Origin of the sequence: Paraburkholderia sp. SG-MS1 (assembly GCF_012275575.1) — a bacterium.
In the GTDB taxonomy this organism is placed as follows: Bacteria; Pseudomonadota; Gammaproteobacteria; order Burkholderiales; family Burkholderiaceae; genus Paraburkholderia.
The window spans coordinates 1-11,264 of record NZ_NPIH01000087.1 but is presented as its reverse complement, the minus strand read 5'-3'; the positions used below and the strand labels follow the sequence as shown (position 1 = coordinate 11,264).

The window sequence follows — 11,264 nt, the reverse complement described above, 5'->3', positions numbered from 1 at the left end:
GACCGAGGTGGCGTGCGCCGCGTCCGCCACGGCACTCGCGCCGAACGCCACCGCGCCCGTCCCGCCAGCGCGCGCCCGGGCGCCGACCGCTGCCGCATCGGCACCAAGGGTGCTTGCGCCAGCCCCCGCTGCGAGCGCATTGGCGCCCGTCGCGACGGCGTCATCGGAACCGTCGACGCCGCCTTCGGCCTTGAAGTAACGCTGCGTACCGCTTCGCGCAATCGCATCGACTTTGCCGTCGATCGCGCCCAACTGGCTGACGTTGACGGCGTCGGTCGGCAGCGCGCCCGCCGCGACGTTCGTCACGCGACGCTCGTTGCCCGTCGAACCAAGCGAGACTTCGCCCGCCGGATCCGGAGCCGCGATCAAGCTGGCGCCGAGGCCGGCCGGAGCATAAGCGGGGCGCGTCAGGTCGGCAGTGGTGGCGGAGTTCGCACCCAACGCGACGCTATTCGCGGCGCTGGCAGTGGCGTGGTTGCCAAGCGCGATCCCGTCGACGCCGCTGACGGTCGCGCGGTTGCCGAGCGCCACGCTGCCGTCAGCCGCCGCCGATGCCAAACTGCCGCCGGCGAAGGCTGCGCTGCCCTGCGTTTGCGCGCCGTAGCCCACTGCGGTGGAGGCGGAGCCGGAAGCTGTTGACAATGCGCCGAATGCGGATGTGGCCGCGTCTGTTGCGGTGGCCGCCGAGCCGGACGAGATGGAATCGATGCCCTTTGCAACCGCGTTCAAGCCGATTGCGGTTGCACGGTCGTTCAGCGCGCTAGCGTTCAGGCCCGCTGCCGTTGCTCCGGCGCCGAGCGCCCTCGTCTCCGTCCCCACCGACGTGGCACCGCTTCCTTGTGCATTAGCGTCCAGGCCGACTGCATTGGCGCCGTCTCCTTGCGCATTGGCATTTGAACCGGCGGCCATCGCGGCGTTGCCCTGCGCGCGGGTTTGCGTGCCTAGCGCAATTGAGTTGGGGGCCGGCGCGCTCGCCTGCTTGCCTATCGCAATGGCGAAGTCGCCCGAGGCGTCAGCAGCCGAACCTGACTCGATCGCATCGGTGCCGGCAGCGACCGCCGACGCTCCGCTCGCAAAAGCCGCTGCGGCGAGTACGGCGTGCACGATCGCTTTCTTTCGCGTCGCCGCGCGATTTTTTCCGAAGTTTGCGGGCCCGGAGACCACCGGCGCCGCGTGCGCCGCTGTGCACCGGGTCATTGAAATACTTTTATTCATCGTGTGACAACCTCCACATTATTGTGCGAGCGGACGACGGCGCGTGACGGACGACGATTGATGAGGGTGATTGCCTGATCAATCGCTAAAAATACGAGGAAAATTAGCGGCTTGCTTTGCGCTCGTGCTTTCATGCCCGTTCGCGCCAGAAACTCCGCGCCACGCTGAGAGCCGAGGGGAACGCGCGTCGCGGCGAGGAGTGGTGAATTATCCATTCCGTAGCCGGAATCAAGGTATCAGCAAACTCTTAAATGGGGGAGGTGAATAATCTGTGTAAATCAGCCGGGATTATTTTTATCTACCGATGGATAAAAGAAGGAGTGGTCTGATTCATTCTGATAGTTGATTATCCGGCTTGCGATTATTTTAGAATAACTGGCCGAATGGGATAGGCGGGCATTTACTATCCCTGCGTGCGAACACCGCATGCCGATGCGCCGTGCCCGATTTGTCCCGAACGCCCCCGTGCTTCCTTACGCCCTTTATTTCAGCACGCCACGCATCGACCTTCGTCAACCGCTCGCGCCGGCAAACGTTCTACAATGACCGTTGTTCTCCGAAGTGAGTTTTCATGCGTAAATTTTTTCTTCCCGGCTTGACTGCCACGTTCGCCGCAAGCGCGGCGCTGGTCGCCGCCGCAGGCTTTTTTTCTCCCGCGGCTCACGCGAACAACGTGATCGTGCTCAATTCCGGCGAAGCCACGCTGAGCCTGATCGACGAGACCACCCGCCAGGTCATCGGCACGGTGCCGACGGGCAAGGAGCCGCATCACCTGATGGCCACGCCGGACAATTCATCGCTGATCGTCGCCAACTCGGTGTCGAACAATCTGATGTTCGTCGATCCGAAGTCGGGTCAGGTGCAGCGCTGGATCGAGAACATCGAAGATCCGTACCAGATCGGGTTTTCGCCTGACCGCAAGTGGCTCGTCACTACCGGTCTGCGTCTGGACCGGCTCGACATCTATCACTACGACCAGAAGAACCAGATGACGCTGGCCTCGCGCCTGCCGCTCGCGGTCATGCCGAGCCACATGGCGTTCACGAACGACAGCAAGACGGTCTTCGTCACGCTGCAGGTGTCGGGCGAGCTGGCCGCAATCGACTTGCCTACGCAAACCGTGAAGTGGAAGATGAAGGTGGGCAAGGTGCCGGCGGGCCTGTGGATGACACCGGGCGAGAAGTATCTGCTGGTCGGCATGACGGGCGCGGATTACGTCGCGGTGGTCGATTGGCGCAACCAGAAGGTCGTCAAGACCATCCCGACGGGCAAGGGCGCGCACAATTTCCGCTCGCTGGCCGACGGCAAGCACGTCGCTGTGTCGAACCGCGTGGCGAGCACGATCAGCATCATCGACGAGGACACGCTCACCAACGTCGGCGACATCACCGGCCTGATGCCGGGACCGGACGACATGGAACTCTCCGCCGACAAACGCTATCTATGGGTGACGTTCCGCTTCGCGAAGCATGTCGGCATCATCGACCTGAGCACGCGCAAGCTGATCCAGACGATCGCGGTGGGCCGTTCGCCGCACGGCATCTATTTCTTCAATCGTGCGCCGGTAACGGCGCCGAACGGCGCCTAGAGCCATAGCATGCCGCACGTCACGCGAGTCACGAGGGATGAGGTAACGAGGCCAGCATCATGTTCCATCTGATTTTTTCTTCGCTCGACAGCTTCGTTTCAGCCGTGCAGACACTGCTGTATGTCGACGTGGTGCAGCCCCTGCTGTACCGCTTCGACCTGATGGACTACGACGAGGACACCTACGACAGCCTGTACTGGGTGATCGTGGGCGTGCTCGAAGTGCTGGCGATGTACGCGATCCTGCGCCCGCTCGAAGCGCTGCGTCCGGTGGAGCAGTGGGAGAGCCGCAGGGCGGTGCGCATCGACGTGCTGTACACGTGGATCGCCAAGCTCGGCATTCTGAACCTGTTCTTTTTCTTCGCGCTGCAGCCGTTTTTCGACAACGTGCAGGGGTGGCTGCGCCTGCACAACATTTCGAATATCGAGTTCGACAATCTGTGGCCCGGCGTCACCACGCAGCCGCTCGTGACGTTCGTGATGTACCTGCTGGTGCTCGATTTCGCGGGCTACTGGTATCACCGCTGGGAACACCGGATCGGCGTGTGGTGGGAACTGCATGCGGTGCATCACAGCCAGCAGCAGATGTCGCTGTGGTCCGACGACCGCAACCATCTGCTCGACGATCTGCTGCAGGCGTCGTTTTTCGCGGTAATCGCGCTGGTGATCGGCGTGCCGCCGTCGCAGTTCGTCGTGCTGGTCGCGATCACAAACCTCGCGCAAAGCGTGCAGCACGCGAACATCCGTCTGTACTTCGGCTGGCTCGGCGAGCGGCTGCTCGTCAGCCCGACGTTCCATCGCCGTCATCACGCCATCGGCTACGCTCACGCGGGACTGAAGTACGGCTGCAACTTCGGTGTGCTGTTTCCCTGGTGGGACATGCTGTTTCGCAGCGTCTCCTGGAGCCGCGAGATGGAGCCGACCGGCATCGGCGACCAGCTCGAAGGCCGCCGCTATGGCGATGGTTTCTGGGCGCAGCATTGGCTCGCGTTCGTGCGCATTGCTGCAAGACTGACGTCGAAACGTCGCCCGGGCGAACGCAACGACGCAGCCGCCGTCTGAGCCGCCTTCCCCGCACGCCGCTGGTTTCCCTGGCGGCGCTTCCCGTGGTTTATCCTGTGCACGTTTGCGCATGCGCTCAAGGCCTGCCGGCCGGTGCGCTGCGCGCTTCGCCGGATTCATTCGTCTCGTTCACCGACACAGGCTCGCATGAATGATCTGTTGCGCTCGTTCGGGCGCGCGCTTGCCAGCGCGCTCCACCCGCGCATGCTCTGGCTGACCTTCAAACCGTTTCTCGCGGCAACGGTCGGGTGGGGCGTGATCCTCTGGTTTTCCTGGCAGACGCTGGTTGGCGGCACCCGGGTCTGGCTCGATAACTGGTCGTTGACGGTCACGCTTTATCGTCTGTTCGACTGGCTCGGTTTTTCGGCGCTGCATGCGGCAATCGCGCCGTTCATCGTGCTTGCGATGGCGATTCCGCTGATCGTCGTCACGGTGTTGCTGCTGATCGCCACGCTGTCGATGCCCGCGGTGATCCGGTTCCTGTCCGCGCGCCAGTTTCCGGCTCTGGAAATGCGGCGCGGCGGAACGTGGTACGGTAGCCTCGGTCAGGCGTTGTGGACCACCCTGGTGTGTCTGGTACTGCTGATCGTCACGTTGCCGCTGTGGCTCGTGCCGCCGTTCTTCGCGCTGATTCCGCCGCTGTTGTGGGGCTGGCTGACCTATCGGGTGATGAGCTACGATGCGCTCGCATTGCACGCAACGCGCGACGAGCGGCGTGCACTGGTGCGCCGGTTCCGGCTGCCGCTGCTGTTGATCGGCATCGCGAGCGGCCTGCTGGGTTCGCTGCCGACGCTACTGTGGGCGTCGTCGGTCTGGCTGATCGTGCTGTTCCCGGTGATCACCGCGATGACGATCTGGATCTACGCGTTCATCCTCGTGTTTTCGGCGCTGTGGTTCGGCTACTACTGTTTGCGCGCGCTGCAACGCATGCGCACGGAAGAGCATGGCGGCGTGCGTCAGACGGCGCCGGTTCCTTATTGACGGGTATTGATCAAGCAAAAAGAGGCGGCAATGGCATTTGGCGTCATCATCATCGGCGATGAAATCCTGTCGGGCAGGCGTGTCGACAAGCATCTGCCGAAGGTCATCGAATTGCTGGGCGCGCGCGGTCTGTCGCTCGGCTGGGCGGAGTACATCGGCGACGACCCCGAGCGCATCACGGCGACGCTGCGGCGCACGTTCGCCACGGGCGACATCGTGTTCTCCACGGGCGGCATCGGCGCCACGCCGGACGACCACACGCGGCAATGCGCGGCGGCCGCGCTCGGCGTGCCGCTGGAACTGCATCCGGAGGCCGCGAAGCTGATTCAGGAGCGCATCCGCGACATGTATCCGGCGAACGCGGCGGCGCCGCTCGACCTGGACTCACCGGAAAACCGGCATCGGCTGAATATGGGCACGTACCCCCACGGCGCGTCGATCATTCCGAACGGCTACAACAAGATTCCCGGTTTTTCGATCAAGCATCATCATTTCGTGCCGGGCTTCCCGGTGATGGCGTGGCCGATGATCGAGTGGGTGCTGGATACACAGTACGCGCATTTGCATCACGCGATGCCGCATGCGGAAAAGTCGTTGCTGGTGTTCGAGCTGCCGGAATCGCGCATCACGCCGCTGATGGAAAAGATCGAAAGCGATTTTCCGGGCGTGCGAGTGTTCAGTCTGCCAAGCGTCGGCGATGCGGAACGCGGTGGCGTATATGTGCGCCATCACATCGACCTGGGCGTGAAGGGCGAGCCGGAAGCCGTGGCGGCTGCGTTCGTGAAGCTGCGTGAGGGTGTGCACCTGTTGGGCGGCGATATCGTCGAACCCGAGTCGATTCCGGCGGCGAAGCCGCGCGGCTAAGGCGCGGCATGTGACGGGCGGGATGCGGTTCGGGGCCTCCCGCACCGCAGCGGTTATTTGGCGTTATTACCGGCCGGCCGGCGTGGGCGCGGCCGGCCGATGCCGATCAAGGGCTGCTCACATCATCGGCCTGACACACTAAACGCCGACGATGTGTCCATGATGACGCGGCGGCCGACCTGATGGTTTATCACGCGAATACGCCGCGGTCCTGCTCGCAAGGGAAGCGGGCCGGCGGCATGCGGTTGCGGTCCAGCCGCAGGCCGGCGCCGCCCGCTTGTTCGCCGACCCGCTCCATCATTACGCGCCGATCCACGGCAATCCGCGAAAGCACCAGCCGGAGACCGTCTTCCGATGCCCCTGGCCGTCCTTGTCGCCTTCGAAGCCTTCCAGCAGGTCGTACGCTTTCGTGAAGCCGGCTTGAGTAGCGGCAATCGCAGCGAGCTTCGAACGCGCGGCGCTGCGGCACAGAAACAGTACCGGCGTATCGTGCGACGCCACCTGATTCAGTTGCGCAATGAATTCCTGATTCGGCACCGCGCCCGGGTAGCGTGTCCATTCCACGTGCGCGTATTGCCCGTCGCCGATGACCGGCCGGCCGACCCAATCGAGTTCGGCACGGGTGCGCACGTCGACGAGACGCGTGCGCGGATCGAGTTGCAGCAGTTCGAACGCCTCGGCGGGCGATACCGCGCCCGCGTAGGGCAGTTGATTCTCGGTGCGGCGGGTATCCGCCTGGGCGTACAGCTGTTCGATCGTGCTCATGAGCGCCAATCTCCTTAAGACCAAATAAACATTCTAGCGCGCGCCGTGCACGCCGCGCGCCGCTTGGCGGCGATTTGGACGCGCTGCCTACCGCGCACTGCACGCGCAATTGTGGTGCGTATGTGCATCCATGCACCAAAAATAGGAGCATTCGAGCTATCGCGATGTTGAATGCACTATTATGGTGCGATCTCCCTCACGCCAATATGAGGGTTGCATGCCGGTCGGTGCGTCCATTCCCCGTCGACGCGCGCGCCGTATGGTTTTGCGCCGCCTTGGCGCATACGTGGCATGGAAGCTGCTTTACTGGTGCCGATCGATTTGCCCCGGCAGGTTTTTCTGTTCGTTCGTGGCGTTTGAGGGTGGACGCGCCGGGACGGGTCAGCTAGATTGGGCGGCGGCTGAATCCGCCGAATTCGTTAATCAGGAGATAGGTTATGAGTAAATCCGTGGCCGACGTCGTTCAACTCGTCAAAGACGAGGACGTCAAGTTTGTCGACTTCCGTTTCACCGACACGCGCGGCAAAGAGCAACACGTTTCGGTGCCGGTGTCGGCATTCGATGAAGACAAGTTCGAAAGCGGCCATGCGTTTGACGGTTCGTCGATTGCCGGCTGGAAGGGCATCGAAGCCTCGGACATGTTGCTGGTTCCAGACGCGAACACGGCGTTCATCGACCCGTTCTACGAAGAATCGACTCTCGTGCTGACCTGCGACGTCGTCGAACCGGCTGACGGCAAGGGCTATGAGCGCGACCCGCGCTCGCTCGCGAAGCGCGCTGAAGCGTACCTGAAGAGCACTGGCCTCGGCGACACCGCCTTCTTCGGTCCGGAACCGGAATTCTTCATTTTCGATTCGGTCCAGTGGAACACGGACCAATCGGGCTGCTTCATCAAGATCGGTTCGGAAGAAGCACCGTGGTCGTCGGCGAAGGAATTCGAAGGCGGCAACACCGGCCACCGTCCTGGCACGAAGGGCGGCTACTTCCCGGTCGCTCCGGTCGACACGTTCCAGGACATCCGTTCGGAAATGTGCCTGTTGCTCGAACAGATCGGCATCCCGGTCGAAGTGCATCACCACGAAGTCGCGGGCCAGGGCCAGAACGAAATCGGCACGAAGTTCTCGACGCTGGTGCAACGCGCTGACTGGCTGCAGCAGATGAAGTACATCATCCACAACGTCGCGCACACGTATGGCAAGACGGCAACGTTCATGCCGAAGCCGGTCGTCGGCGACAACGGTTCGGGCATGCACGTTCACCAGTCGATCTGGAAGGACGGCCAGAACCTGTTCGCAGGTAACGGCTACGCAGGTCTGTCGGAATTCGCGCTGTTCTACATCGGCGGCATCATCAAGCATGCTCGCGCGCTGAACGCGATCACGAACCCGGGTACGAACTCGTACAAGCGTCTCGTGCCGCACTTCGAGGCACCGGTCAAGCTGGCCTACTCGGCACGCAACCGTTCGGCATCGATCCGTATTCCGCACGTGTCGAACCCGAAGGGCCGTCGTATCGAAACGCGTTTCCCGGATCCGCTGGCGAATCCGTACCTGTGCTTCTCCGCGCTGATGATGGCGGGTCTGGACGGCGTGCAGAACAAGATTCACCCCGGCGAAGCCGCCGACAAGAACCTGTACGACCTGCCGCCGGAAGAGGATGCAAAGATCCCGACCGTGTGCGCCGGCCTCGATCAGGCTCTGGACGCGCTCGACGCGGACCGCGAATTCCTGACGCGCGGTGGCGTGTTCACGGATTCGATGCTCGACGCGTACATCGAACTGAAGACGGGCGAGCTGCAACGCTATCGTCAGTCGGTGCACCCGATCGAATTCGAAATGTACTACTCGCTGTAAGCGGCCATGGCGCTTCGCCCTTCACCCGGCGAAGCGCTTTGCCCGACGCTCGCGATCGGTCACGAAGGGACGGCGGCGCCGTCCCTTTTTCGTTGGGCCGCGCATCATTTTCGCGAGTCGCTTTTGCGTTGCTCGGGTAGTGAGCAACACAAAAGCGGCATACCTGATTTTTCACCATCTCCTACCGGCCAGACTGCAAGATGGTTCTCAAGAATCTGATCAAGGCAAGGAAAGGGCACGAGCAGTCGCTCTCGGACGATGCGCAACTCGTGAGTTCCGGTTTGCTGCCGGGCTTCGAGACGTTGCCGACCGTCGTGCTGGTGCTCGACAAGCGAACGCTGCGCGTCGCGTTCGCGAACCCGTCGGCGGAGTCGATGCTGGAAATGTCGCGCCGGCAACTGACGCAGATGACGTGGCCAGACATCTTCTCGAATGCGGACGAACTGGTCGCGACCATTACCGCGATCGCCGCGCATCGTTTTCACGCGACGCATCTGGACGCCGTGCTCGAGCGTCCCGGCCACGAACCGCTGCACGTGCATGCGATCGTCGGCTTTCTGGAGAGCGCGCAGGACTATGTGCTGCTGGAGCTGTTCGAGAACGAGCGGCATCTGCGTACGGATCGTGAAGAACGCATCAACGACCTCACCGCGGTCAACAAGCAACTGATCCGCAATCTCGCGCACGAGATCAAGAATCCGCTCGGCGGGATTCGCGGCGCGGCGCAACTGCTTGAGTTCGAACTCGGCGAGCGTCAGCGCGACGAGTTGCGCGAGTACACGCAGGTGATCATCAAGGAGTCGGACCGGCTGCAAACGCTGGTCGACCGCCTGCTCGAACCGCACCGGCATCCGCACATCGTCGGCGACGTGAACATTCACGAAGTGTGCGAACGCGTGCGCCAGGTGATTCTCGCGGAGTTTCCGCGCGGCCTCACCATTGAGCGCGATTACGACGTGAGCGTGCCCGACCTGCGCGGCGACAAGGAGCAACTGATCCAGGCGCTCCTGAACATCGTGCGCAATGCGGCCGAAGCACTGCGCGAACGTATTTCGCAAGGCGATGCACGGATCGAATTGCGCACTCGCATCGCGCGCAAGATCACGATCTCGAAACGCTTATGTAAGCTGGCACTGGACTTGCATATCACCGACAACGGCCCAGGCATTCCTGAAGAAATCCGCGACCGCATTTTCTATCCGCTCGTGTCGGGGCGCGAGGACGGCAGTGGTCTCGGTCTGACGCTCGCGCAGACGTTCGTGCAACAACACGACGGGCTGATCGAAGTGGAAAGCCGGCCGGGCCACACCGAGTTTCAGATTTTGCTGCCGCTCGACTGCTAACCCCACACGCATTTCAAGACTTCTGACCGACCTATATGAAGCCGATCTGGATAGTAGACGACGATCAATCGATTCGCTGGGTGCTCGAAAAAGCGCTCGCCCGCGAAAACTTCGCGACTCGCAGCTTCGCGAACGTCCGTGAGGCCTCGGCCGCGCTCGATCACGACAGCCCGCAGGTGCTGGTATCCGACATCAGGATGCCGGGCGGCTCCGGCCTCGAATTGCTGCAAACCGTACGCGACAAGGTGCCGGGCCTGCCCGTCATCATCATGACGGCGTTCTCGGATCTGGATAGCGCGGTCGCCGCATTCCAGGGCGGGGCGTTCGAGTATCTCGCCAAACCGTTCGACGTCGACAAGGCGGTCGAACTGATCCGCCGCGCCGTCGACGAAAGCATGCGCGGCGAACAGCCGTGGGACGAGCGCGTCACCGAAGCGCCCGAAATGCTCGGCCAGGCACCGGCGATGCAGGACATGTTTCGCGCGATCGGCCGCCTGTCGCATTCCGCGGCGACCGTGCTCATTACCGGCGAATCAGGCACCGGGAAGGAACTGGTCGCGCGTGCGTTGCACCGACATAGCCCACGCGCGAATGGTCCGTTCATCGCGCTGAACACCGCCGCGATTCCGAAGGATCTGCTGGAATCCGAACTGTTCGGCCATGAGCGCGGCGCGTTCACCGGCGCGCAGGCGATGCGTCAGGGACGTTTCGAGCAGGCCGAGAACGGCACGCTGTTTCTCGACGAAATCGGCGATATGCCGTTCGATCTGCAAACGCGTCTGTTGCGGGTGCTGTCGGACGGGCAGTTCTATCGCGTCGGCGGTCACAACCCGTTGCGCGCGAATGTGCGCGTGATCGCGGCGACTCACCAGAATCTCGAATCACGCGTACGCCAAGGGCTGTTCCGCGAGGACTTGTACCACCGGCTCAACGTGATCCGTCTGCGCTTGCCCGCGTTGCGCGAACGCAGCGAAGACATTCCGCTCCTCACGCGGCACTTCCTGCAGAAGAGCGCGCGCGATCTCGGCGTCGAATCGAAGCGCGTGTCGGAGGACGCGCTCGCCTATCTCGCGTCGCTGCCGTTTCCAGGCAACGTGCGACAGCTGGAGAATCTCGCCAACTGGCTCACGGTGATGGCGCCCGCGCAGACCATCGAGATCAAGGACTTGCCGCCTGACCTCGGTCCCGGGCAAGCCGGCGTGAGCGATCTCACCGGCGGCGTGGCGGCCGGGACTGGGGCGGGCGACGAGGGCTTCGCCGGCAGTGCGCCGGTCAACGGCGCGAGCGCCGCGGCGCATCCGGGCGGCGCGGCGGGCACGCCGGTGGCGACCGCGGTGAGCGCGTGGGAAGGCGGCTTGCGCACTGAAGTCGCGCGGCTGTTGCGCGAAAACTCGGCGGACGTGATGGACGAACTTGCCCGCCGCTTCGAAGCGGCGGTGATTCGCGAGGCGCTCGACTTCACGCGCGGACGCAAGGTCGAGGCGGCGGAGCGCCTGGGCATCGGCCGCAATACGATTACGCGCAAGATCCAGGAACTCAATCTCGAGCCCTGAGCAACATGTCGTTGCAGCGGCGGGGCGAGGCGTGAGTCGCC

The 11,264-nt window shown here is 63.1% G+C and carries 8 protein-coding genes and 1 pseudogene; 7 read left to right on the top strand and 2 right to left on the bottom strand.

Features of this window, described 5'->3' with window-relative positions:
• Positions 1 to 1,104, bottom strand: a pseudogene (locus tag CIC12_RS05915) (hypothetical protein); the annotation flags it as partial.
• A 682-nt stretch (positions 1,105 to 1,786) separates the two neighbouring features.
• Between CIC12_RS05915 and CIC12_RS05910 the strand changes: the two are divergent.
• The 4 genes from CIC12_RS05910 (at position 1,787) to CIC12_RS05895 (ending at position 5,709) form a co-directional block, all read left to right on the top strand.
• Positions 1,787 to 2,803, top strand: coding sequence for a YVTN family beta-propeller repeat protein (locus CIC12_RS05910; RefSeq protein ID WP_168663066.1), 1,017 nt, complete (start codon positions 1,787 to 1,789; stop codon positions 2,801 to 2,803).
• Between the two features lie 59 nt (positions 2,804 to 2,862).
• Positions 2,863 to 3,864 (top strand): sterol desaturase family protein, encoded by a 1,002-nt coding sequence (locus tag CIC12_RS05905; RefSeq protein ID WP_168663064.1) that lies wholly within the window; start codon positions 2,863 to 2,865, stop codon positions 3,862 to 3,864.
• Between the two features lie 147 nt (positions 3,865 to 4,011).
• Positions 4,012 to 4,845: an EI24 domain-containing protein gene (locus tag CIC12_RS05900; protein ID WP_168663062.1), complete on the top strand. Its 834-nt coding sequence runs from the start codon at positions 4,012 to 4,014 to the stop codon at positions 4,843 to 4,845.
• Between the two features lie 30 nt (positions 4,846 to 4,875).
• Positions 4,876 to 5,709 (top strand): competence/damage-inducible protein A, encoded by an 834-nt coding sequence (locus CIC12_RS05895; RefSeq protein WP_168663060.1) that lies wholly within the window; start codon positions 4,876 to 4,878, stop codon positions 5,707 to 5,709.
• A gap of 300 nt (positions 5,710 to 6,009) precedes the next feature.
• Here the strand turns inward: CIC12_RS05895 and CIC12_RS05890 are convergent, their stop codons facing one another.
• Positions 6,010 to 6,474 carry a rhodanese-like domain-containing protein gene (locus CIC12_RS05890; protein WP_168663058.1) on the bottom strand — a complete coding sequence of 155 codons (465 nt, stop codon included), beginning with the start codon at positions 6,472 to 6,474 and terminating at the stop codon, positions 6,010 to 6,012.
• A 437-nt stretch (positions 6,475 to 6,911) separates the two neighbouring features.
• On the opposite strand from CIC12_RS05890, the gene glnA reads away from it, so the two are divergent.
• The 3 genes from glnA to ntrC all read left to right on the top strand — a co-directional run bounded on the left by glnA (position 6,912) and on the right by ntrC (position 11,223).
• The gene (gene glnA, locus CIC12_RS05885; RefSeq protein ID WP_042322714.1) at positions 6,912 to 8,327 is read left to right on the top strand and encodes a type I glutamate--ammonia ligase; all 1,416 of its coding nucleotides are present in this window, start codon (positions 6,912 to 6,914) and stop codon (positions 8,325 to 8,327) included.
• Between the two features lie 200 nt (positions 8,328 to 8,527).
• On the top strand, positions 8,528 to 9,670 hold the full coding sequence (gene glnL / locus CIC12_RS05880; protein ID WP_168663056.1) for a nitrogen regulation protein NR(II): 1,143 nt from the start codon (positions 8,528 to 8,530) through the stop codon (positions 9,668 to 9,670).
• Between the two features lie 35 nt (positions 9,671 to 9,705).
• The gene (ntrC, locus tag CIC12_RS05875; RefSeq protein ID WP_168663054.1) at positions 9,706 to 11,223 is read left to right on the top strand and encodes a nitrogen regulation protein NR(I); all 1,518 of its coding nucleotides are present in this window, start codon (positions 9,706 to 9,708) and stop codon (positions 11,221 to 11,223) included.
• The last annotated feature ends 41 nt before the right edge of the window (positions 11,224 to 11,264 follow it).

What these genes read in the sequence shown, in the direction of transcription:
- CIC12_RS05910 (WP_168663066.1), top strand. Translation starts at nt 1,787, where the DNA reads ATGCGTAAATTTTTTCTTCCCGGCTTGACTGCCACGTTCGCCGCAAGC.
- CIC12_RS05905 (WP_168663064.1), top strand. Translation starts at nt 2,863, where the DNA reads ATGTTCCATCTGATTTTTTCTTCGCTCGACAGCTTCGTTTCAGCCGTG.
- CIC12_RS05900 (WP_168663062.1), top strand. Translation starts at nt 4,012, where the DNA reads ATGAATGATCTGTTGCGCTCGTTCGGGCGCGCGCTTGCCAGCGCGCTC.
- CIC12_RS05895 (WP_168663060.1), top strand. Translation starts at nt 4,876, where the DNA reads ATGGCATTTGGCGTCATCATCATCGGCGATGAAATCCTGTCGGGCAGG.
- CIC12_RS05890 (WP_168663058.1), bottom strand. Translation starts at nt 6,474, where the DNA reads ATGAGCACGATCGAACAGCTGTACGCCCAGGCGGATACCCGCCGCACC.
- glnA (WP_042322714.1), top strand. Translation starts at nt 6,912, where the DNA reads ATGAGTAAATCCGTGGCCGACGTCGTTCAACTCGTCAAAGACGAGGAC.
- glnL (WP_168663056.1), top strand. Translation starts at nt 8,528, where the DNA reads ATGGTTCTCAAGAATCTGATCAAGGCAAGGAAAGGGCACGAGCAGTCG.
- ntrC (WP_168663054.1), top strand. Translation starts at nt 9,706, where the DNA reads ATGAAGCCGATCTGGATAGTAGACGACGATCAATCGATTCGCTGGGTG.